The organism is Streptomyces sp. NPDC020983 (assembly GCF_044333485.1).
In the GTDB taxonomy this organism is placed as follows: Bacteria; Actinomycetota; Actinomycetes; order Streptomycetales; family Streptomycetaceae; genus Actinacidiphila.
The window spans coordinates 104,793-127,565 of record NZ_JBIRRA010000012.1 but is presented as its reverse complement, the minus strand read 5'-3'; the positions used below and the strand labels follow the sequence as shown (position 1 = coordinate 127,565).

The window sequence follows — 22,773 nt, the reverse complement described above, 5'->3', positions numbered from 1 at the left end:
ATCAGGAGATGCAATTCCCATGACAGACGCACTCAAGCGCCTCTCCGACGAAGGCGTCGCGATCTGGCTGGACGACATGTCCCGCAGGCGTATCACGACCGGCAACCTGAGCGAGCTGATCGACCAGTCGCACGTGGTCGGCGCCACCACCAACCCGGCCATCTTCCAGAAGGCCATCGTCGGTGACGCGCTCTACGACCCGCAGCTCACCGACCTCGCCGCGCGCCGGCTGACGCCGGACGAGGCGGTGCGCATGATCACCACCGCCGACGTGCGGGACGCGGCGGACGTCTTCCGCCCGATCTTCGACGCGACGAACGGCCGTGACGGCCGGGTGTCGATCGAGGTGGACCCGCGGCTGGCGCACGACACCCGGGCGACGATCGCCGAGGCCAAGCAGCTCGCGTGGCTGGTCGACCGGCCGAACACGCTCATCAAGATCCCGGCGACGAAGGCCGGCCTGCCGGCGATCGCGGACGTCACCGCCCGCGGCATCAGCGTCAACGTCACGCTGATCTTCTCGCTGGAGCGCTACCGCGAGGTCATGGACGCCTACCTGACCGGTCTGGAGAAGGCGAACGCCTCGGGTCTGGACCTGTCGAAGATCCACTCGGTGGCGTCCTTCTTCGTCTCGCGCGTCGACACCGAGATCGACAAGCGCCTGGAGAAGATCGGCACGGACGAGGCCAAGGCGCTCAAGGGCAAGGCCGCGGTGGCGAACGCCCGGCTGGCCTACGAGGCGTACGAGGAGGTCTTCGGCTCCGACCGCTGGGCCGCCCTGGAGAAGGCCGGCGCCAACCGGCAGCGCCCGCTGTGGGCCTCCACCGGCGTGAAGGACCCGAGCTACCCGGCGACGCTCTACGTCACCGAGCTGGTCGCGCCGAACACGGTCAACACCATGCCGGAGGCCACCCTGGAGGCGACCGCCGAGCAGGGCGAGGTCACCGGGAACACGATCGCGGGCACGTACGAGCAGTCGCGTGCCGAGCTGGCCGCGATCGCGGCGCTCGGCATCTCGTACGACGACGTGGTCCAGCTGCTGGAGGACGAGGGCGTCGAGAAGTTCGAGACGGCCTGGAACGAGCTGCTGGACTCCACCCGGTCGGAACTCGAACGGCTCGCTCCCTCGGAGGCCTGAGGTGACCTCTGCGACCGATGAGGCGGACGCGCGCGGCAACAACCCGCTGCGCGATCCGCTGGACCGGCGGCTGCCCCGCATCGCCGGTCCGTCCGGCCTGGTCATCTTCGGCGTGACGGGCGACCTGTCGCGCAAGAAGCTCATGCCGGCCGTGTACGACCTCGCCAACCGCGGGCTGCTGCCGCCGGGCTTCGCGCTCGTCGGCTTCGCCCGCCGGCAGTGGGAGAACGAGGACTTCGCGCAGGAGGTGCACGACGCCGTCAAGGAGCACGCGCGCACGCCCTTCCGCGAGGAGGTCTGGCAGCAGCTGGCCGAGGGCTGCCGCTTCGTGCAGGGCGACTTCGACGACGACACCGCCTTCGAGACGCTGAAGTCCACGATCGAGGAGCTGGACAAGGCACGCGGTACGGGCGGCAACTTCGCCTTCTACCTCTCCGTGCCGCCGAAGTTCTTCCCCAACGTGGTGCAGCAGCTCAAGAAGCACGGGCTGTCGCAGGGCACCGGCGACTCGTGGCGGCGCGCCGTCATCGAGAAGCCGTTCGGCCACGACCTGGCGAGCGCCCAGGAGCTCAACCGGATCGTGCACGACGTCTTCCCGCCCAACGAGGTCTTCCGGATCGACCACTACCTGGGCAAGGAGACGGTCCAGAACATCCTGGCGCTGCGCTTCGCCAACACCATGTACGAGCCGATCTGGAACCGGTCCTACGTCGACCACGTCCAGATCACGATGGCCGAGGACATCGGCATCGGCGGCCGTGCCGGGTACTACGACGGCATCGGCGCGGCCCGCGACGTGATCCAGAACCACCTGCTCCAGCTGCTGGCGCTCACGGCGATGGAGGAGCCCGGCTCCTTCCACCCCAAGGCGCTCACGGCGGAGAAGCTCAAGGTGCTGGGCGCGGTGCAGCTGCCCGACGACCTCGGCAAGCACACCGTGCGCGGGCAGTACGCGCACGCGTGGCAGGGCGGCGAGGAGGTGCTCGGCTACCTGGAGGAGGAGGGGATCGACCCCAAGTCCAAGACCGACACCTACGCGGCGGTCAAGCTGACCATCAACAACCGCCGCTGGGCCGGGGTGCCGTTCTACCTGCGCACCGGCAAGCGGCTGGGCCGCCGGGTCACCGAGATCGCGGTGATCTTCAAGCGCGCGCCGTACCTGCCGTTCGAGACCGGGGCGACGGAGGAGCTGGGGCAGAACGCCCTGGTCATCCGGGTCCAGCCGGACGAGGGCGTCACGGTGCGGTTCGGCTCGAAGGTGCCGGGCACCTCCACCGAGGTGCGGGACGTGACGATGGACTTCGCCTACGGCGAGTCCTTCACCGAGTCCAGCCCGGAGGCGTACGAGCGGCTCATCCTGGACGTGCTGCTCGGCGACGCCAACCTCTTCCCGCGGCACCAGGAAGTGGAGCTGTCCTGGAACATCCTCGACCCGATCGAGGCGTACTGGGACAAGCACGGCAAGCCCGCGCAGTACGCGGCGGGCACCTGGGGCCCGGCCGAGGCGGACGAGATGCTCGCACGAGACGGCAGGAGCTGGCGCCGGCCATGAAGATCGACCTCACGGACACCACGTCCGCACGCATCAACGCCGGGCTGATCGACGCCCGGCGTGCCAGCGGCACCCCCGCGGTGGGCATGGTGCTGACGCTGGTCATCGTCACCGACGAGGGCAGCGCCTACGACGCGCTGCGGGCGGCGCACGAGGCCTCGCGCGAGCACCCGTCGCGCATCCTCGCCGTCATCAAGCGCCCCGGCCGCTCCCCCCGGGAGCGGGCGGGCGCCCGGCTCGACGCCGAGGTGGTCGTGGGCGACGAGGCCGGCACCGGCGAGACGGTCGTGCTGCGCATGCACGGCGAGCTGGCCAACCACGCCGAGTCCGTCGTGCTGCCGCTGCTGCTGCCGGACGCCCCCGTGGTGTGCTGGTGGCCCGACCAGGCGCCGGAGAACCCCGGCAAGGACCCGCTCGGGCGGCTCGCCCAGCGCCGGATCACCGACGCGGCCTCCGCGGAGGACCCGGTCGGCTCGCTGGCGGTACGCGCCGAGGGCTACATGCCCGGCGACACCGACCTGGCGTGGACACGGGTCACGCCGTGGCGCTCCATGCTGGCGGCGGCACTGGACCAGAAGCACTCCCGGATCGTCTCGGCGGCCGTCGAGGGCGAGGCGTACAACGCGAGCACCGAGCTGCTCGCGCTGTGGCTCGCCGACCGGCTGGGCGTCGAGGTCGAGCGCAAGGTCTCGGACGGGCCCGGCATCACCGGGGTCCACCTGTTCACCGAGGCCGGCGACATCTGCCTGGACCGCGCCGACGGGCGGCTCGCCGAGCTGTCGGTGCCGGGCCAGCCGGACCGGCACGTGGCGCTCAAGCGGCGGGAGACCTCGGAGCTGATCGCCGAGGAGCTGCGCCGGCTCGACCCCGACGACATATACCGCGCGACGGTGGAGTTCGGCGTCAAGCACCTCGTGGGCGCCGGGGCCTCCGCCAAGTCCGGCAAGGAGGCCGGGACGGCCGCCAGGAGCGCGTCCGGGGCGACCCCGTCGCCGTCGAAGAAGGCGGCTCCGGCCGCCGGGTCCGGCAAGGCGGCGAATTCGAAGTGAGCGCTCCCCAGGTCGTCGTCCACCGCGACACGGAACTGATGGCCGAGGCCGCCGCGGCCCGGCTCGTCACCCGGATCGCGGACGCGCAGGCCGCCCGCGGCACCGCCTCGGTGGTGCTCACGGGCGGGCGCAACGGCAACGCGCTGCTCGCGGCCCTCGCCCGGTCCCCCGCGCGCGACGCGGTCGACTGGGCGCGGCTCGACGTGTGGTGGGGCGACGAGCGCTTCCTGCCGGACGGCGACCCGGAGCGCAACGTCACGCAGGCCGCGGCGCTGCTCGACGCCGTCCCGCTGGACCCCGCCAGGGTCCACCCGATGGCGCCCTCGGACGGCCCCCACGGCTCCGACCTCGACGCGGCGGCCGCGGCCTACGCGGCCGAACTGGCCGCCGCGGCGGGCCCGGAGGACCACGCGCGGGTGCCGGCCTTCGACGTGCTCGTGCTCGGCGTCGGGCCGGACGCCCACGTGGCGTCGCTCTTCCCGGAGCACCCCGCCGTCCGCGAGGACGTCCGCACGGTCGTCGGCGTCCACGGCTCGCCGAAACCGCCGCCGCTGCGCATCTCCCTGACGCTGCCGGCGATCCGCGCGGCCCACGAGGTCTGGCTCCTGGCCGCCGGTGAGGACAAGGCCGGGGCGGTCGCCCTCGCCCTGTCGGAGCCGGGCGCGCTCCAGGCCCCCGCCTCGGCCGCGCGCGGCCTGACCCGCACGCTGTGGCTGCTGGACCGCTCCGCGGCGGCGAAGCTGCCGAGGGAGCTGTACCCGCCCGTCTGAGCCGGGGCGCTCCGCACCGGGTGCGCGGGGGCCCGGGTACCAGCCGGCGGTCCGGCACGGACCGCACCGCCCCTCCGGGACGGTCACGACCCGCAGGCGGCGGGTACCCGGCCGCAGTACCCCCGCGCCCCCGGCCCGGCAGCCCGAGACTCAGCGCCCCCGCAGCTCGCGGTACCCGGCCACCACGTGGCCCGGGCACCCGCCGGCACGGACCGCACCGCCCCTCCGGGACGGTCACGACCCGCAGGCGGCGGGTACCCGGCCGCAGTACCCCCGCGCCGCGGGCCCGGCAGCCCGGAACTCAGCGCCCCCGCAGCTCGCGGTACCCGGCCACCAGGCGGCCCGGGCACCCGCCGGCACGGACCGCACCGCCCCTCCGGGACGGTCACGGCCCGCAGGCGGCGGGTACCCGGCCGCAGTACCCCCGCGCCCCCGGCCCGGCAGCCCGGGACTCAGCGCCCCCGCAGCTCCCGGTACCTGGCCACCAGGTGCGCGGTGCTCGGGTCCAGACCCGGCACCTCGGCTCCCTCGGCCAGCGCGGGCTCGATCCGCTTCGCGAGGACCTTGCCGAGTTCGACACCCCACTGGTCGAACGAGTCGATGTTCCAGATCGCGCCCTGCACGAACACCTTGTGCTCGTACAGCGCGACGAGCTGCCCCAGCACGGACGGCGTCAGCTCGGTCGCGAGGATCGTCGTCGTCGGGTGGTTGCCGCGGAAGGTCTTGTGCGGGACGAGCTCCTCGGGAACGCCCTCCGCACGGACCTCCTCGGGCGTCTTGCCGAAGGCGAGCGCCTGGGTCTGGGCGAAGAAGTTGGCCATCAGCAGGTCGTGCTGGCCGGTCAGCGGGCCGAGTTCGGCGACCGGGCGGGCGAAGCCGATGAAGTCCGCGGGGATGACCTTCGTGCCCTGGTGCAGCAGCTGGTAGTACGCGTGCTGGCCGTTGGTGCCGGGCGTGCCCCATACGACGGGTCCGGTCTGCCAGTCCACCGGGCGGCCCTCGCGGTCGACGGACTTGCCGTTGGACTCCATGTCGAGCTGCTGGAGGTAGGCGGTGAACCGCGCCAGGTAGTGGCTGTAGGGCAGCACGGCGTGCGACTGGGCGTCGTGGAAGCCGCCGTACCAGACGCCGAGCAGGCCCAGCAGCAGTGGCGCGTTGCGCTCCGGCGGGGCGGTCCTGAAGTGCTCGTCGACCAGGTGGAAGCCGGCCAGCATGTCGCGGAAGGCGTCGGGGCCGATCGCGACCATGAGGGAGAGCCCGATGGCCGAGTCGTAGGAGTAGCGGCCGCCGACCCAGTCCCAGAACTCGAACATGTTGTCGGGGTTGATGCCGAATTCGGTGACCTTCTCGGCGTTCGTCGACAGGGCGACGAAGTGCTTGGCCACCGCCTCGTCCCCGGCGCCGAGCCGGCCGAGCAGCCAGCTCCGGGCGGCCGTGGCGTTGGTGATGGTCTCGATGGTGGTGAAGGTCTTGGAGGCGATGACGAACAGCGTCTCGGCCGCGTCCAGGTCGCGTACCGCCTCGTGCAGGTCGGCGCCGTCGACGTTGGAGACGAAACGCACCGTCAGGTCGCGGTCGGTGTACGCGCGCAGCACCTCGTAGGCCATCGCCGGGCCGAGGTCGGAGCCGCCGATGCCGATGTTGACGATGTTGCGGATCCGCCGGCCGGTGTGGCCGGTCCACTCGCCGGAGCGGACGCGGTCGGCGAAGACGCCCATCTTGGTGAGGACCGCGTGCACGCCGGGGACGACGTTGTGGCCGTCGACCTCGATCGTCGCGGACTGCGGGGCGCGCAGCGCGGTGTGCAGCACCGCGCGGTCCTCGGTGGTGTTGATCTTCGCACCGCGGAACATCGCGTCCCGCAGCTCCTGCACCCCGGTCGCCGCGGCCAGTTCGCGCAGCAGCGCCAGCGTCTCGTCGGTGACCAGGTGCTTGGAGTAGTCCAGGTGGAGGTCCCCGACCTGGAGGGTGTAGCGCTCGGCCCGGCCGGGGTCGGCGTCGAACAGGTCCCGCAGGTGGGTGCCCGCCGTCTCGTCGCGGTGCTTGGCGAGCGCGTGCCACTCCGGGCGCTGGTCGAGACGGATACGGCGGGCGCCGTCCTGCGCGTTGGTTTCGGACATCAGTCCACTTCTCCTCGTCCTCGCTGCGGGATCAACGCTAGTTGATGACGCGGCGGAACGCGGGCCCGGCACCCGGTGCGGCCTGCGGTGACCCGATGTCAGGCGGCTCAGAAGCCGCCGCGGTGGATGCGTCCGGCGTAGTGCTCCTCCAGCACCGCGTTGCGCTCGAAGCCGCCGGGCAGGTTCGCCGAGACGTACACGGGCGCGGTCACGCCCTCGGCGGTGAGCAGGCCCACCGCCTCGGCGACGACCATCTGCACCAGCAGCGCGGAGGTGATGGTGGACACCCCGCCCAGCGCGCCGCCACCGGGCAGCGGCAGCAGCGCGTCGCCGGCCGGGGCGCAGTTGTCGAGGACGGCGTCGGCGAGGTCGGCGAGCCTGCGGCCGGAGGGGTGCAGGGCGGGCACCGCCCGGGTGTGGGTGAGCGAGGTGAGCGCGACCAGCCGGTGGCCGGCCTCCTTCACGTGCAGCGCCATGTCGACGACGGAGTTGTTGACGCCCGAGTTGGAGACGATCACGAACAGGTCCTGCGGGCGCGGGGTGGCCAGCTCGTACAGCCGCTTGGCCAGGCCGGGCGAGCGCTCCAGCAGCGGGTCGGCGAGCACCGAGCGGTCGTCGCCGCCGCGCAGCACGAGGTCCGACAGTCCGATCCGGTTGGTGGGGATGAGGCCGCCCGCGCGGCCGACGATCTCCAGCACGGTGGCCTGCGAGTGGCCGGTGCCGAAGCCGTGGATCACGCCGTCCGCGGCGACGCAGTCGGCGAAGAGCCGCCCGGCGGCGGCGACCGCGTCCTTGTTGGCCTCGACGGCGCGCTCGACGGCGGCCCGGCCGGCGTCGGCGAACGCGGCGGCGCTGATCTGTGCTTCGGCCATGGCGGGACCCCTTTGCGTACGGAAGGCGTGCGGTGCTCGGGCGGCGCCCGGGCGGGGGACGCCACGACTGCGTGATCTTCGGTTCAGTGAACCGGGAACACGCCTTCATGATGGAACAGCCAACCGGCCGCGGCCGTCAAGGGTGCAGCAGCCGCGCCAGCGCCACCGCACCCGCCGCCCCGTCGGCGACCGGGTGGACCCGCACGCCGGTGCCGGCCAGCAACGCGCCCACCCGGTCCAGCAGCGGGCCGCCGGGGCCGAGCAGGCCGCCGCTGAGCACCAGCGGCTCCCCCGCCCGCGGCCGCAGCGCCCGCACGCTCCCGGCCAGCAGCTCCGCCGCCCGCCCCAGCAGCCCCGCGGCAACCGCGTCCCCCGCACCCGCCGCTGCCACCACCAGCGGGCTGAGCAGCGCCAGTTCGACCGGCGCCGCCGCGTGGACCCGTACGACGACGCCCTCCGCGGCCGCCTGCGCGGGCGGCCCCCCGGGGTCCCCCCACCCGGGCGCGTCCGGCGTCACGGGCACGCCGTAGTGCCCCAGCACCGCGGGGACCAGCGAGGTGGCCGGGCCGCGGCCGTCGAGGGCGGCCAGCGCGGCGCGGACGGCCTGGGCGCCGAGCCAGAAGCCGCTGCCCTCGTCGCCGAGCAGCCAGCCGTGGCCGTCCGCGACCAGCGTGCGCTCCCCCGCGGTGACCCGGGCCGCGACCGCGCCCGTGCCGGCGATGAGCACCAGCCCGTCGCGCGGGGCGCCCGGTGCGGCGGCGAGCGCGACCTCCGTGTCACCGCCGACCTCCACCGCCTCCGGCGCCATGCCGGTGGCCGCGAAGGCGTCGTCCAGGCACGCGAGCACCAGGTCGAGGCCGCGGTCGGGCCCGAGGCCGGGGGCCGCGCCCGCGAAGCCGCCGTGGACCGCGCCGACCCGGGCGCGCGCGGCGGGCGGCACGGCCTGCGTGAGGGCCGCGGTCAGGTGCGCCGTCAGCTCGGCCCGGCCGACACCGAGCGCGTTGCCGGGCCCGCCCGCGCCGCTGCCGAGGACGGCGCCGCCCGGTTCGGCGGCCGCGAGGACGGCCCGGGTGCGGGTGCCGCCCGCGTCGATCCCGACGACGAGCCGCCGGTTGTAGATTTCGTTCATCGCCACGCATGGTGGTTGACGGATTCACCGCGCACAAGCCCGCGCGGCGTACCGCGCGTCCGGGGACCGCCGCCGGCGGCCGGGAGGACCAGAAAGGCGCAGCCATGATCACCGCACTGATCCGCTCCGAGCTCCCCCGGATGTCCGACTCGCTGCGCAAGGTCGGCGAGGCGGTGCTCGCCGACCCGGCGGCGGCCGGCCGGGGCTCGGCGGCCGAGCTGGGGCGCCGCACCGGGACCTCGCAGGCGACCGTGACGCGCTTCTGCCGGGCGCTGGGCCTGGAGTCGTACCAGCAGCTGCTGATCGGCCTGGCGCAGGAGCAGGGCCGCAGCCAGGCGGCGCCCGAGGGGGCCGGGAGCGCCCGGCTGGCGGCGCTGGGCCCGAGGATCGGCCCGGAGGACGATCTGGAGCATGTGATAGCCGTGGTCGCACAGGCGGATCTGCGGGCCATGCAGCACACCGCCGACCGGTTGGACCGGCAGGGACTGGAAAGGGCCGCCCAGGCCCTCTCCAGGGCCCGCAGGATCGACGTCTACGGCGTCGGCGGCTCGGGGATCGTGGCGCGCGAGGCGCAGGCCCGGCTCTTCGGCATCGGCTGCGCGGCGCACGCGTGGACGGAGGTGCACACCGCGGAGACCTCCGCGGCCCTGCTGACGCCCGCCGACACCGCGCTCGCCGTCTCGCACTCGGGGACCACCCGCGAGGTGCTGGAGCCGCTGCGGCTGGCCGCCGACCGCGGTGCCTTCACCGTCGCGGTGACCGGCGACCCGCGCTCCCCCGTCGCGCAGGCGGCGGACGTCGCGCTGACGTCCTTCTCCGGCGAGACGAGCTTCCGGCGCGGCAACTTCGGCACCCGGCACTCGGTGCTGCTCATCGTGGACTGCCTGTACGCGCGCGTGGCACAGCTCACCTACGAGCGCGCGACGGCGTCCATCGCGCTGACGGCCCACATCGCCGACGCGCACACCGCGGGCCGGCCGCGGCGCCGCTGACGACGGCCGGCGGCGCGTGCCGTCGCCCGGCCGCCGGCGGTGTCAGATCTCGCCGCGCAGCTTCGCCAGCGCCTCGGCGAGGATCGCCTCCCCGTCCGCCGCCGAGCGCCGCTCGCGCACGTAGGCGAGGTGCGTCTTGTACGGCTCCGTCCGCGGAGGGGCCGGGGGGTTCTCCTCGTCCTGCCCGGCGGGGAAGCCGCACCGGGGGCAGTCCCACGTGTCGGGGATCTGAGCGTCGCTGGCGAAGCTCGGCTGGGTCTCGTGCCCGTTGGAGCACCAGAAGGAGATGCGGAGACGCGGCGCGGACTCGCCGCGCTCGGCCTCTCCCATCGGCCCCGCTCCGACCCGACTGCCACGGATCGCGTTGCCACTTGCCACGGTCGTAACTCCCTGCGTGATGGTGCTGCGAGGTTCGCCAGTTTACGGGGACCTTACGTGCCGTCCAGTGGCAGGCACACGACCGCCCCCCGGAGGCGTTCCCTCATAGTAAGCCGCAGGGGCGACGAGGCGTCAGTTCCCTGTGGACGGGCGGGAGTCGCCGCGGGGGGCGTCGGGTGCCGCGGTGAGAAGGCCGGTTCCTACTTGTACTTCATCACCAGACCGAGAACGACGATGCACGCGAACCACAGCAGGCCGATGACGACGGTGATCCGGTCGAGGTTGCGCTCGGCCACGGACGAGCCACCGACGGAGGACTGCATGCCGCCGCCGAACATGTCCGACAGGCCGCCGCCCTTCCCCTTGTGCATCAGCACCAGCAGCAGAAGCAGCAGGCTGAGGATGATGAGGGCGATGGAGAACCCGATTTCCACGGCTGGACCAACTCTCTCGACTACAGGACAACGGCACGGGGCCGAGCCGTGTGGATTCCCGGTTCGGCCCCGCCAGGGTACTTCACAGTGCCGCGGACCTCACTGGTCCCGGAAGCGGACGATCCTCACGAACTCCTCCGCGTCCAGCGCGGCACCGCCGACGAGCGCGCCGTCCACGTCCGGCTTCGCCATGATCGCGGCGACGTTGCCGGCCTTGACCGAGCCGCCGTACTGGATGCGGATCGCGTCCGCGGTCGGCTGGTCGTACAGCTCCGCCAGCCGTGCCCGGATCGCGCCGCAGACCTCCTGGGCGTCCTCGGGGGTCGCGACCTCGCCCGTGCCGATCGCCCAGACCGGCTCGTAGGCGACCACGATGGACGCCGCCTGCTCCGCGGTGACGCCCTTGAGGGCGCCGTCGAGCTGCGCCAGGGTGTGCGGCACCTGCTCGCCCGCCTTGCGGACGTCCAGGCCCTCACCGACGCACAGGATCGGCGTGAGGCCGTTCCGGTAGGCGGCCTTCACCTTGGCGTTGACGATCTCCTCGTCCTCGCCGTGGTACTGCCGCCGCTCGGAGTGGCCGATGACCACGTAGGCGCACTTGAGCTTGGACAGCATCGGCCCGGAGACCTCGCCGGTGTAGGCGCCGGAGTCGTGCGCCGACAGGTCCTGCGCGCCGTACTTGATCCGCAGCCTGTCGCCCTCGGCCAGCGTCTGCACCGAGCGCAGGTCGGTGAAGGGGACGAGCACGGCGACCTCGACGGCGTCGAGGTCCTTGTCGGTCAGTGCGAAGGCGAGCTTCTGGACGTGCGCGATGGCCTCGAGGTGGTTGAGGTTCATCTTCCAGTTGCCCGCCATCAGCGGGGTGCGGCTCTGCTCGGTCACGTGGTCAGTCCTCCAGTGCCGCAAGACCCGGCAGGGTCTTGCCTTCCAAATACTCCAGGCTCGCGCCGCCGCCGGTGGAAATGTGGCCGAAAGCCTTCTCGTCGAAGCCCAGGATGCGGACGGCCGCGGCCGAGTCGCCGCCGCCGACCACGGTGAAGGCCGGGGAGTCGATGAGCGCCTGGGCCACCGCGCGGGTGCCCTCGGCGTAGTCCGGGTGCTCGAAGACGCCCATCGGGCCGTTCCAGAACACGGTCGCGGTGTCCGCGAGCTTGGCCGCGAAGAGCTTGCGCGACTCCGGGCCGATGTCCAGGCCGATCAGGTCGGCCGGGATGCCGTCCACCGGCACGGTGGCCGGGGAGGTCGGCGCCTTGGCCTTCAGGTCGGGGAACGCGGTGCTGCCGACGACGTCGACGGGCAGCACGAACTCCACGCCCTTGGCCTTGGCGCGCTCCAGGTAGTCCTGCACCGCGGGGATCTGGTCCTCCTGCAGCAGGCTGCTGCCGACCTCGTGGCCCTGGGCCTTGAGGAAGGTGAAGACCATGCCGCCGCCGACCAGGATGCGGTCGGCCTTCTCCAGCAGGTGGTCGATGACCCCGAGCTTGTCGGAGACCTTGGAGCCGCCCAGTACGACCGCGTACGGCCGCGCGACCTCCTCGGTGAGCTTCCTGAGCACGCCGACCTCGGTCGCGATGAGCCCGCCGGCGGCGTGCGGCAGCCGGGCCGGCAGGTCGTAGACCGAGGCGTGCTTGCGGTGCACGGCACCGAAGCCGTCGCCGACGTACGTGTCGGCGAGCGCCGCGAGCTGGTCGGCGAACGCGCCGCGCTCGGCGTCGTCCTTGCTGGTCTCGCCGGCGTTGAAGCGCAGGTTCTCCAGCAGCGCGACCTGGCCGTCGGCCAGGCCGTCCACGGTGGCGGCCGCGCTGTCACCGACGGTGTCGGCCGCGAACGCGACATCCCTGCCCAGCAGCTCGCCCAGCCGCTTCGCCACGGGCGCGAGCGAGAACTGCGGGTCGGGCGCGCCCTTGGGGCGGCCCAGGTGGGAGGCGACGATCACCCGCGCGCCGGCCTCGGCGAGCTTGGTGACGGTCGGTACGGCGGCGCGGATCCGGCCGTCGTCGGTGATGGTCTCCCCGTCGAGCGGCACGTTCAGGTCGGCGCGGACGAAGACCCGCTTGCCCGCCACCTGCCCCTCGCCGATGAGGTCGTCGATCGTCTTCATCTTCTGCGGTCACTCCGGTCTGCCGGCCCGGCCGTTCGGCCGGGTCTGCCTGGGTCTGCCTGGGTCTGCACTGTCTGCGTGCGGGGGCACCGGCACGGCGACAGGGCCCGGCGCGGGCGCTCCGTCGCGCCCGGCCGGACCCTGTCGCTCATCTCCGCGGTGCCGTGTCGGCTGTGCCGTCTGCTGCTGCCGTCCGGCAGGTCAGAGCTGGCCGCCGACGAAGACCGTCAGGTCCACCAGGCGGTTGGAGTAGCCCCACTCGTTGTCGTACCAGCCGATGACCTTGACCGTCTTGCCCTGCGCCATGGTCAGGGACGAGTCGAAGGTGCAGGAGGCCGGCCAGTTCACGATGTCCGAGGACACGATCGCGTCCTCGGTGTACTCCAGGATGCCCTTGAGCTGGCCCTCGGCGGCCTTCTGGAAGGCGGCGTTGACCTCGTCCTTGGTGACCTCGCGGTCGAGGTCGACGACCAGGTCGGTGACCGAGCCGGTCGGGACCGGCACGCGCATGGCGATGCCGTCCAGCTTGCCCTTGAGCTGCGGGATGACCAGCGCGGTGGCCTTCGCGGCACCCGTGGTGGTCGGGATGATGTTCTCCGCCGCCGCGCGGGCGCGCCGCAGGTCCTTGTGCGGGAAGTCCAGGATCCGCTGGTCGTTGGTGTACGCGTGGACCGTGGTCATCAGGCCCTTGACGATCCCGAAGTTCTCCAGCAGCACCTTCGCCATCGGCGCCACACAGTTCGTCGTGCAGGACGCGTTGGAGATGATGTGGTGGTTGGCGGCGTCGTACTTGTCCTGGTTGACGCCCATCACGATGGTGATGTCCTCGTCGGTGGCGGGCGCCGAGATGATGACCTTCTTGGCGCCGCCGGCCAGGTGCTTGCCCGCGTCCGCGGCCTTGGTGAAGATGCCGGTCGACTCGACGACGATGTCGACGCCCAGCTCGCCCCACTTCAGCGCCGCCGGGTCGCGCTCGGCGAGCACCTTGATGGTCTTGCCGTCCACCGTGATGGAGTCGGCGGTGTGGGTCACCTCGGCCTTGAGGCGGCCCAGGATGGTGTCGTACTTCAGCAGGTGTGCCGTGGTCGCGGTGTCACCCAGGTCGTTGACAGCCACGATCTCGATGTCCGCGCCCTGCTCCAGGGCGGCGCGGAAGAAGTTACGACCGATGCGGCCAAAGCCGTTGATGCCTACCCGGATCGTCACGAACCGATCTCCTCGCTCAGTCGCCGGAATCCGTTCCGGCTGCGAAATATGGGATGTCCCCGACCACGTCCGACCCTACCTCGCCCGTGTCGCCGGAGTGACATTGCCCATCCCTGGCCGAGCGTTTTCCGCTCCCGCGGGGGTCGCGCGCCCTCCCGCCGCGCGCCGGAGGGCGTCCGCCGCCGCGCGCGGGACGCCCCCGGAACACCCGCCGCCCTGCGCGGGGGCCGCTCAGCCCACCATCTCGTCGGTGAGACTGGCCTCGGTGCCCGGGAGACCGAGGTCGGACGCCCGCTTGTCGGCCATCGCCAGGAGCCGGCGGATACGGCCGGCGACCGCGTCCTTGGTGAGCGGCGGCTCCGCGAGGGAGCCCAGCTCCTCCAGAGAGGCCTGCTTGTGGTCCATGCGGAGCCGGCCCGCGGCCGCGAGATGCTCGGGCACCTCGTCGCCGAGGATCTCCAGGGCCCGCGCGACCCGCGCGCCCGCCGCCACCGCCGCGCGGGCGGACCTGCGCAGGTTCGCGTCGTCGAAGTTGGCGAGCCGGTTCGCGGTGGCCCGCACCTCGCGCCGCATGCGGCGCTCCTCCCAGGCCAGGACGGAGTCGTGCGCGCCCAGCCGGGTCAGCAGCGCGCCGATCGCGTCGCCGTCGCGCACGACGACGCGGTCGACGTTGCGCACCTCGCGGGCCTTCGCCGGGATCTGCAGCCGGCGGGCGGCGCCGACCAGGGCGAGCGCGGCCTCCGGTCCGGGGCAGGTGACCTCCAGCGAGGAGGAGCGGCCGGGCTCGGTGAGCGAGCCGTGCGCCAGGAAGGCGCCGCGCCACGCGGCCTCGGCGTCGCAGGTGGCGCCGGAGACGACCTGCGGGGGCAGCCCGCGGATGGGGCGCCCGCGGCCGTCGACCAGGCCCGTCTGGCGGGCGAGCTGGTCACCGCCCGCGACGACCCGGACGACGTACCGGCTGCCGCGGCGCAGCCCGCCGGGGGCCATCACGACCAGGTCGGAGGAGTGGCCGAAGATCTCCAGGATGTCCTTGCGCAGCCGCCGCGCGGCGATGCCGGTGTCGAGTTCGGCCTCGATCACGATCCGGCCGCTCACCAGGTGGAGCCCCCCGGCGAAGCGCAGGATCGACGACACCTCCGCCTTGCGGCAGCAGGTCCGGGTGACGGGAAGCCGGGAGATCTCGTCCTTCACCGCTGCCGTCATCGCCATGGGCCGATCCTTCCACGCATACGAAAAATCCGGTCATACGCGGCGGCCAACAACTCCGGGTCGTGCCGCGGCCCGTCGGGGGCGGCGACCGGGGCCAGCTCGACCGTGCCGCCCAACCGCAGGGCGGCCTCGTCGAGGCTTTCACGGTCGGGCACGGCGGCCTCGTCGGCGAGAACCACGTCGATGGTGAGTTTAGGGGCGTGTCGCCCCAAAACCTCCAAGTGACGCTGCGGAGAAAATCCGGCGGTCTCGCCGGGCTGCGGCGCCAGGTTGAGCGTGAGCACCCGCCGCGCCCTGGTCGTCATCAGCGCGTCGGCCAGTTCGGGCACGAGCAGGTGCGGGATGACCGAGGAGAACCACGAGCCGGGCCCGAGCACCACCCAGTCGGCGTCGAGTACCGCCTGCACGGCCTCCGGTACGGCCGGCGGGTCGGCCGGCACCACCATGACCTCCTGCACCTCGCCGGGGGTCAGGGCCACGGTGGCCTGCCCGCGGACGGTGCTGACGGCGTCGGGCGCGGCCGGGTCGTGGCCGCGTACGGTCGCGTGCAGGTCGAGCGGGACGGCGGACATCGGCAGCACCCTGCCGTGCGCGCCCAGCAGCCGGCCGACCCACTCCAGCGCGGCGACCTCGTCGTCGAGCTGCTCCCACAGGGCGACGATGAGCAGGTTGCCCACCGCGTGGCCGTGCAGTTCGCCGCCGCTGGCGAAGCGGTGCTGCACGACCTGCGACCAGGTCCTCCCCCACTCGTCGTCGCCGCACAGGGCGGCCAGCGCCTTGCGCAGGTCGCCGGGCGGCAGCACGCCCATCTCGGTGCGCAGCCGCCCGCTGGAGCCGCCGTCGTCGGCGACCGTGACGACGGCGGTCAGATCGCCGGTGATCCGGCGCAGGGCGGCGAGCGAGGCCGCCAGCCCGTGGCCGCCGCCGAGGGCCACCACCTTGGGCGGCACGCCGCGCCCGCGGCCGGCCGCGTTACGACCGGTGCGGCGGCCGTGACGCCGCCCCGCCATGATCACTCGCGCCCCATGTCCCGATGCACCGTCACCGTCTCCACTCCGTCCGCCGCCAGCCGCTGGGCCAGCCGTTCCGACATCGCCACGCTGCGGTGCTTGCCGCCCGTGCAGCCCACCGCGATCGTCACGTACCGCTTGCCCTCACGCCGGTAGCCGGAGGCGATGATGTGCAGCAGCTCGGCGTAGCGGTCGAGGAACTCCTTGGCGCCCGGCTGGTTGAACACATACGTCGCCACCTCGTCGTTGAGCCCGGTGAAGGGCCGCAGCTCCGGCACCCAGTGCGGGTTGGGCAGGAAGCGGCAGTCCACCACCAGGTCGGCGTCCACGGGCAGGCCGTACTTGAATCCGAACGACATCACGGTGGCCCTGAGTTCCTGCTCCTCCTCGCCGGCGAACTGTGCGTCGAGCTTCGCGCGCAGTTCGTGCACGTTGAGGCTGGAGGTGTCGACCACCAGGTCGGCGTCGCCGCGCAGCTCGCGCAGCAGGTCGCGCTCGGCGTTGATGCCGTCCACGATGCGGCCCTGGCCCTGCAGCGGGTGCGGGCGGCGCACCGACTCGAAGCGCCGCACGAGCGCCTCGTCGGAGGCCTCCAGGAAGATCACCCGGCGCTTGACGTGCTTGGCCTCCAGATCGGCCAGCGACTCGCGGAGGTTGTCGAAGAACTGCCGTCCCCGGACGTCCACGACGACCGCGATGCGCGCCACGTTGCCCTGTGAGCGCGCGCCGAGGTCGACCATGGTGGGGATGAGGGCGGGTGGCAGGTTGTCCACCACGAACCACCCGAGGTCCTCCAGGCACTTTGCCGCGGTGCTGCGGCCGGCTCCGGACATCCCGGAGATGATCACCAGTTCGGGGATCGCCTGGGCCGGCTGGCCGGTCTCGCCCGGTACGGCGCTGGTCATACGCACAGTGTCCTTCTCGGGGACCCGCTCGGGGCCCTTCTCGGTTTCCTGCTCACTCATGTGCTCTTCCCCCGTGGGTCGCGCCCGGACGGCACCGGCTCGGCGCCGGCGGCCGGGCGGCCGTCGTCTTCGATGATCTCCCCGGTCGCGGTGTTCACCGCGGGTGCGGCCGGGGCCGCCGACGCCAGGGCCCCCGCGACCGTCTCCGCCGTGCGGCGGCCGATCCCCGGGACCTGGCAGATCTCCTCCACCGTCGCCGCCCGCAGCCGCTTGAGCGAACCGAAGTGCTTCAGCAGCGCCTGCTTGCGGGTCTCGCCGAGACCGGGCACCTGGTCGAGGGCGCCGGCCTTGAGCGTCTTGGTGCGCTTGCTGCGCTGGTAGGCGATCGCGAAGCGGTGGGCCTCGTCACGGACCCGCTGGAGCAGGTAGAGGCCCTCACTGCTGCGCGGCAGGATGACCGGGTCCTCGTCGTCCGGGACCCAGACCTCCTCCAGGCGCTTGGCCAGGCCGCACACGAAGACGTCGGCTATGCCCAGCTCGTCCAGCGCCCGGCGGGCGGCGGCGACCTGCGGCCTGCCGCCGTCCACGACGACGAGCTGCGGCGGGTACGCGAACTTGCGCGGGCGGCCGGTGTCCGGGTCGATGGGCCCGGCGGCCTGCTCGGCGCCGCTCCCGGTGTGCCCGCCGTCCGCGGCGGGCTCGCCGTCCGCCGCCGCGTCCGCGTCCTGCGGCTGCTCGGGCTCCCACTCGCCGGTCTTCTGCCGCTCCTGGAGGTAGCGGCGGAAGCGCCGGGAGATCACCTCGTGCATGGAGCGGACGTCGTCCTGTCCCGCGAAGGACTTGATCTGGAAGCGGCGGTACTCGCTCTTGCGGGCCAGCCCGTCCTCGAAGACCACCATCGAGGCCACCACGTCGTCGCCCTGGAGGTGGCTGATGTCGTAGCACTCGATGCGCAGCGGCGCGGTGTCCAGGTCGAGCGCGGCGGCGATCTCCTCCAGGGCGCGCGAGCGGGTCGTCAGGTCCGAGGCGCGCCGGGTCTTGTGCAGGGCCAGCGCCTGCTGCGCGTTGCGCTGCACGGTGGCCATCAGGTCCTTCTTGTCGCCGCGCTGCGGGATGCGCAGGCTCACGTGCGAGCCGCGGCGGTCCGCCAGCCACTGCGCCAGCGGCTCCACGGGGCTCGGCAGCGCCGGGACCAGCACCTCCTTGGGCACGCCGCCGCTGCCGCCGGACTGACCGGCGTCGCCGCTCTCGTCGCCGTAGAGCTGCTGCAGGGCGTGCTCGACCAGATCCGCGGTGTCGACCGCCTCGACCTTGTCGGTGACCCAGCCGCGCTGGCCGCGCACCCGGCCGCCGCGGACGTGGAAGATCTGCACGGCGGCTTCGAGGTCGTCCTCGGCGACGGCGATCAGGTCGGCGTCGGTGGCGTCGGCGAGCACCACCGCGTTCTTCTCCATGGCGCGGCGCAGCGCCTCCAGGTCGTCGCGCAGCCGGGCCGCCTGCTCGTACTCCATGGCCGCGGCGGCGTCCTTCATCCGCTGCTCCAGCCGCCGGGTGTACGTGCCGGTGTGGCCGGCCATGAAGTCGCAGAACTCCTCGGCCAGTTCGCGGTGGTCGGCGGGGCTGATCCGGCCGACGCAGGGTGCGGAGCACTTGTCGATGTAGCCGAGCAGGCAGGGCCGGCCGATCTGCGCCGAGCGCTTGAACACCCCGGCGGAGCAGGTGCGGACGGGGAAGACCCGCAGCAGCAGGTCGACGGTCTCGCGGATCGCCCACGCGTGCGCGTACGGGCCGAAGTAGCGCACGCCCTTGCGCTTGGGGCCGCGCATGACCTGGACGCGCGGGAACTCCTCGTTCATGGTGACGGCGAGCGACGGATAGCTCTTGTCGTCGCGGTACTTGACGTTGAAGCGCGGGTCGAACTCCTTGATCCAGGAGTACTCGAGCTGGAGCGCCTCCACCTCGGTGGCGACCACCGTCCACTCCACCGACGCCGCCGTCGTCACCATGGTGGCGGTGCGCTGGTGCAGGTTGGTGATGTCCTGGAAGTACGAGGACAGCCGCTGGCGCAGGCTCTTCGCCTTGCCGACGTAGATCACCCGGCCGTGCTCGTCCCGGAATTTGTAGACCCCGGGAGAGTCGGGGATCTGGCCCGGCTTCGGTCGGTAACTGCTGGGGTCTGCCATGCCTCCCACCCTACTGGCGGGATGCTGCCCACCGGGGTCAGGCTCGGGCTCCCGGAACCGGGCGATCCGGATTCCGGGAGCGGGCCGGACCGCCGGTCAGCCCGCGGGTCCCGCCGTGATCGTGCCGCCCGCCACCGTGACGTGGACGGCGGGCAGCGGCCTGGTCGCCGGTCCCTGGACCACGGCCCCGGTCTCGGCGTCGAACTGGCTGCCGTGGCAGGGGCAGGACACCGTGGTGCCCTCCACCTGGTCGACCACGCAGCCCCGGTGGGTGCACACCGCGCTGAAGGCCCTGAAGCTGCCCTGCCGCGGCTGCGAGACCACCACCTTGTCCTCGCGGTAGAGCCTGGCACCGCCGACCGGCACGTCACCGGACGGGCCGAGCGCGACGGGCGTGGTGGGCCCGGACGCCCGGCCGGTCCTGCCGTCGCACGCCGCGAGGCCGGCCCCGGCCGCGCCGGCGGCCCCGGCGAGGGCCGCCCCGCGCAGGACCGTACGGCGGCGGGGCGGCAGCGGCCCGGCGGCCTCTTCCGTGCCCGCGGGGTGGCCCGTGCCCTGCTCCGTGCCCATCAGGCCTTGGCCGCCTTCTTGCGGGCCGCGGTGGTCTTCCTGGCCGCCGCGCTCTTGGCCGCCGCCCGCTTCCTGGGCTGGGGCACGGCCGCGTCGCTGACCCGGTCGGCACCCAGCACGTCCCGCAGGAACTTGCCGGTGTGGCTGGCCGGGACGCCGGCGACCTCCTCCGGGGTGCCCTCGGCGATGACCAGGCCGCCGCCGCTGCCGCCCTCGGGGCCCATGTCGATGACCCAGTCGGCCGTCTTGATGACGTCGAGGTTGTGCTCGATGACGATCACCGAGTTGCCCTTGTCGACGAGGCCGGAGAGCACCTTGATGAGCTTGCTGATGTCCTCGAAGTGCAGACCGGTCGTGGGCTCGTCCAGGACGTAGACCGTACGGCCGGTGGAGCGCTTCTGCAGCTCGGAGGCGAGCTTGACGCGCTGCGCCTCGCCGCCGGAGAGCGTCGGCGCGGACTGGCCGAGCCGGACGTAGCCGAGGCCCACGTCGTTGAGGGTGCGCAGGTGGCGGGCGATGGCCGGCACCGCCTCGAAGAAGTCCAGCGCCTCCTCGATGGGCATGTCCAGCACCTCGGCGATGGACTTGCCCTTGTAGTGCACCTCCAGGGTCTCCCGGTTGTAGCGCGCACCGTGGCAGACCTCGCACGGCACGTACACGTCCGGCAGGAAGTTCATCTCGATCTTGATGGTGCCGTCGCCCGCGCAGTTCTCGCAGCGGCCGCCCTTGACGTTGAAGGAGAAGCGGCCCGGCAGGTAGCCGCGCACCTTCGCCTCCATCGTCTCTGCGAACAGCCGCCTGACGTGGTCGAACACCCCGGTGTACGTCGCCGGGTTGGACCGCGGGGTGCGGCCGATGGGCGACTGGTCGACGTGCACGACCTTGTCCACCTGGTCGTCGCCGTCGACCCGGGTGTGCCGGCCGGGGACGCTGCGCGCGCCGTTCAGCTCGCGTGCCAGGTGGGTGTAGAGGATGTCGTTGACCAGCGTGGACTTGCCGGAACCGGACACGCCCGTGACGGCGGTGAGCACGCCGAGCGGGAAGGACACGTCGATGTCCTGCAGGTTGTGCTCGCGCGCGCCGTGCACCGTCAGCCGCCGCTTGCGGTCGATCGGGCGCCGCACCTCGGGCGTGGGGATGACCCGCTTGCCCGCCAGGTACTGCCCCGTCAGCGACTCGTCGTTGACCAGCAGCTCCTTGAGGGAGCCGGAGTGGACGACCTTGCCGCCGTGCTCGCCCGCGCCGGGGCCGATGTCGACGACCCAGTCGGCGGTCTTGATGGTGTCCTCGTCGTGCTCCACGACGATCAGCGTGTTGCCCAGGTCGCGCAGCCGCACCAGGGTCTCGATCAGCCGGTGGTTGTCGCGCTGGTGCAGGCCGATGGACGGCTCGTCCAGCACGTAGAGCACGCCGACCAGGCCGGAGCCGATCTGGGTGGCGAGCCGGATGCGCTGCGCCTCGCCGCCGGACAGGGTGCCGGCCGCGCGGTTGAGCGACAGGTAGTCCAGGCCGACGTCGACCAGGAAGCGCAGCCGCTCGTTGACCTCCTTAAGCACCCGCTCGGCGATCTTGCGGTCCCGCGCGTCGAGCGTCATCGCGCCGAGGAACTCCGCGCAGTCGCTGATCGACATCGCCGCGACGTCGGCGATGGAGCGGCCCTGCACCGTGACGGCGAGCACGATCGGCTTGAGCCTGCTGCCCTCACAGGTCGGGCAGGGCACCTCGCGCATGTAGCCCTCGAAGCGCTCGCGGCTGGAGTCGCTCTCGGAGTCCTGGTGGCGGCGCTTGACGAACGGGATCGCACCCTCGAAATGCGCGTTGTAGGCACGCTCGCGGCCGTAGCGGTTCTTGTACGCGACGCGGATCTCGGACTTGTGCCCGTAGAGCAGCGCCTTCCTGGCGCGCGCGGGCAGGCCGGCGAACGGGATGTCGGTGCGGAAGCCCAGCTCGGACGCCAGGCCGTCGACCAGCCGCTCGAAGTAGCCCTTGGACATGCCGCCCGTCCACGGCGCGATGGCGCCCTCCTGGAGCGTCTTCTGGTCGTCGGGGACGACGAGCTCCGGGTCGACCTCCATGCGCGAGCCGATGCCGGTGCAGTCGGGGCAGGCGCCGAAGGGCGAGTTGAAGGAGAAGGAGCGGGGCTCCAGCTCCTCGAAGGACAGGTCGTCGTACGGGCAGTACAGGTGCTCGGAGAACATCCGCTCGCGCTGCGGGTCGTCCTCCGGCAGGTCGACGAAGTCCAGGATGACCATGCCGCCGGACAGGCCGAGGGCGGTCTCGACGGAGTCGGTGAGCCGGCGCTTGGCGGAGTCCTTGACCGTGAGGCGGTCGACGACCACCTCGATGGTGTGCTTCTCCTGCTTCTTCAGCTTCGGCGGATCGGTGAGCTGGATCGTCGTGCCGTCCACCCGGGCCCGGCTGTAGCCCTTGGTCTGGAGATCACCGAAGAGGTCGACGAACTCGCCCTTGCGCTCGCGCACCAGCGGGGAGAGCACCTGGAAGCGGCTGCCCTCCTCCAGCTCCAGCACCTTGTCGACGATCGCCTGCGGCGACTGCCGGGAGATCGGGCGCCCGCACTCGGGGCAGTGCGGCTTGCCGATCCGGGCGAAGAGCAGCCGGAGGTAGTCGTAGACCTCGGTGATGGTGCCGACGGTGGAGCGCGGGTTGCGGGACGTCGACTTCTGGTCGATCGAGACGGCCGGCGACAGGCCCTCGATGAAGTCGACGTCCGGCTTGTCCATCTGGCCGAGGAACTGCCGGGCGTAGGAGGACAGTGACTCCACGTAGCGGCGCTGGCCCTCGGCGAAGATCGTGTCGAAGGCCAGCGAGGACTTGCCGGAGCCGGACAGCCCGGTGAACACGATGAGCGAGTCCCGGGGCAGCTCCAGCGAGACGTTCTTCAGGTTGTGCTCGCGAGCGCCACGGACGATGAGTCGATCGGCCACGCCAGTGCGCACCTTTCCTAGAAATCGGGGGAGAGTCGTCACCCCCCAATCAGCCTAAACGGGGAGCCCACGGCATTTCTTCCTGTCGCGGAGGTTGCGACACACCGACCATATAGCACGTGCATTCGATTTACGGGACGGTGCCGCCAGGTTCACCCGATCGTGTGGCGGGCGTCGTGGCCCCCGCCCGCGGGCATACGGAAACCTGAT

The 22,773-nt window shown here is 72.6% G+C and carries 19 protein-coding genes; 5 read left to right on the top strand and 14 right to left on the bottom strand.

Annotated elements, in window-relative coordinates:
* Positions 1-19 precede the first annotated feature (19 nt).
* From tal to pgl, 4 genes are read left to right on the top strand one after another with little or no spacing between them, the layout of a single operon-like run.
* A complete protein-coding gene (gene tal, locus ACH4SE_RS26000) occupies positions 20-1,138 on the top strand; it encodes a transaldolase (RefSeq protein WP_398545881.1) in 1,119 nt (372 codons plus the stop codon).
* Between the two features lies 1 nt (position 1,139).
* Positions 1,140-2,690 carry a glucose-6-phosphate dehydrogenase gene (gene zwf, locus ACH4SE_RS25995; protein WP_398545880.1) on the top strand — a complete coding sequence of 517 codons (1,551 nt, stop codon included), beginning with the start codon at positions 1,140-1,142 and terminating at the stop codon, positions 2,688-2,690.
* Positions 2,687-3,739: a glucose-6-phosphate dehydrogenase assembly protein OpcA gene (gene opcA / locus ACH4SE_RS25990; protein ID WP_398545879.1), complete on the top strand. Its 1,053-nt coding sequence runs from the start codon at positions 2,687-2,689 to the stop codon at positions 3,737-3,739. Before zwf ends, opcA begins: the two co-directional genes overlap by 4 nt.
* Positions 3,740-3,777: 38 nt before the next feature.
* Positions 3,778-4,509 (top strand): 6-phosphogluconolactonase, encoded by a 732-nt coding sequence (gene pgl, locus ACH4SE_RS25985; RefSeq protein WP_398545996.1) that lies wholly within the window; start codon positions 3,778-3,780, stop codon positions 4,507-4,509.
* Positions 4,510-4,961: 452 nt separating this feature from the next.
* On the opposite strand, the gene pgi is transcribed toward pgl, so the two are convergent.
* From pgi to ACH4SE_RS25970, 3 genes are all read right to left on the bottom strand, one after another.
* A complete protein-coding gene (gene pgi, locus ACH4SE_RS25980; protein ID WP_398545878.1) occupies positions 4,962-6,629 on the bottom strand; it encodes a glucose-6-phosphate isomerase in 1,668 nt (555 codons plus the stop codon).
* A gap of 107 nt (positions 6,630-6,736) precedes the next feature.
* The gene (locus tag ACH4SE_RS25975; protein WP_398545877.1) at positions 6,737-7,501 is read right to left on the bottom strand and encodes a sugar isomerase domain-containing protein; all 765 of its coding nucleotides are present in this window, start codon (positions 7,499-7,501) and stop codon (positions 6,737-6,739) included.
* A 136-nt stretch (positions 7,502-7,637) separates the two neighbouring features.
* Positions 7,638-8,630, bottom strand: coding sequence for a BadF/BadG/BcrA/BcrD ATPase family protein (locus tag ACH4SE_RS25970; protein WP_398545876.1), 993 nt, complete (start codon positions 8,628-8,630; stop codon positions 7,638-7,640).
* 104 nt (positions 8,631-8,734) lie between these two features.
* On the opposite strand from ACH4SE_RS25970, the gene ACH4SE_RS25965 reads away from it, so the two are divergent.
* Positions 8,735-9,622: a MurR/RpiR family transcriptional regulator gene (locus tag ACH4SE_RS25965; RefSeq protein WP_398545875.1), complete on the top strand. Its 888-nt coding sequence runs from the start codon at positions 8,735-8,737 to the stop codon at positions 9,620-9,622.
* Between the two features lie 42 nt (positions 9,623-9,664).
* Here the strand turns inward: ACH4SE_RS25965 and ACH4SE_RS25960 are convergent, their stop codons facing one another.
* From ACH4SE_RS25960 to uvrA, 11 genes are all read right to left on the bottom strand, one after another.
* Positions 9,665-10,000 carry an RNA polymerase-binding protein RbpA gene (locus ACH4SE_RS25960; protein ID WP_078862516.1) on the bottom strand — a complete coding sequence of 112 codons (336 nt, stop codon included), beginning with the start codon at positions 9,998-10,000 and terminating at the stop codon, positions 9,665-9,667.
* A gap of 200 nt (positions 10,001-10,200) precedes the next feature.
* Positions 10,201-10,434 carry a preprotein translocase subunit SecG gene (gene secG, locus ACH4SE_RS25955; protein ID WP_031521006.1) on the bottom strand — a complete coding sequence of 78 codons (234 nt, stop codon included), beginning with the start codon at positions 10,432-10,434 and terminating at the stop codon, positions 10,201-10,203.
* A gap of 99 nt (positions 10,435-10,533) precedes the next feature.
* Entirely contained in the window at positions 10,534-11,289 is a 756-nt protein-coding gene (tpiA, locus tag ACH4SE_RS25950; RefSeq protein ID WP_398545995.1) for a triose-phosphate isomerase, read from the bottom strand.
* A 31-nt stretch (positions 11,290-11,320) separates the two neighbouring features.
* Positions 11,321-12,535, bottom strand: coding sequence for a phosphoglycerate kinase (locus ACH4SE_RS25945; RefSeq protein WP_398545874.1), 1,215 nt, complete (start codon positions 12,533-12,535; stop codon positions 11,321-11,323).
* Positions 12,536-12,736: 201 nt separating this feature from the next.
* Positions 12,737-13,741, bottom strand: coding sequence for a type I glyceraldehyde-3-phosphate dehydrogenase (gap, locus tag ACH4SE_RS25940; protein ID WP_398545873.1), 1,005 nt, complete (start codon positions 13,739-13,741; stop codon positions 12,737-12,739).
* Between the two features lie 231 nt (positions 13,742-13,972).
* Positions 13,973-14,950, bottom strand: coding sequence for a DNA-binding protein WhiA (gene whiA / locus ACH4SE_RS25935; RefSeq protein ID WP_398545872.1), 978 nt, complete (start codon positions 14,948-14,950; stop codon positions 13,973-13,975).
* Complete coding sequence (gene yvcK / locus ACH4SE_RS25930) at positions 14,941-15,960, bottom strand: uridine diphosphate-N-acetylglucosamine-binding protein YvcK (protein ID WP_398545871.1); 1,020 nt, start codon at positions 15,958-15,960, stop codon at positions 14,941-14,943. The genes whiA and yvcK overlap by 10 nt, the downstream gene beginning before the upstream one ends.
* A 2-nt stretch (positions 15,961-15,962) precedes the next feature.
* A complete protein-coding gene (rapZ, locus tag ACH4SE_RS25925; protein ID WP_398545994.1) occupies positions 15,963-16,865 on the bottom strand; it encodes an RNase adapter RapZ in 903 nt (300 codons plus the stop codon).
* A 56-nt stretch (positions 16,866-16,921) separates the two neighbouring features.
* Positions 16,922-19,048, bottom strand: a complete 2,127-nt coding sequence (gene uvrC, locus ACH4SE_RS25920) for an excinuclease ABC subunit UvrC (RefSeq protein ID WP_398545870.1) — start codon at positions 19,046-19,048, stop codon at positions 16,922-16,924.
* Between the two features lie 96 nt (positions 19,049-19,144).
* Positions 19,145-19,618, bottom strand: coding sequence for a Rieske (2Fe-2S) protein (locus tag ACH4SE_RS25915; protein WP_398545869.1), 474 nt, complete (start codon positions 19,616-19,618; stop codon positions 19,145-19,147).
* Positions 19,618-22,563, bottom strand: coding sequence for an excinuclease ABC subunit UvrA (gene uvrA, locus ACH4SE_RS25910; protein ID WP_398545868.1), 2,946 nt, complete (start codon positions 22,561-22,563; stop codon positions 19,618-19,620). Before uvrA ends, ACH4SE_RS25915 begins: the two co-directional genes overlap by 1 nt.
* Between the last annotated feature and the right edge of the window lie 210 nt (positions 22,564-22,773).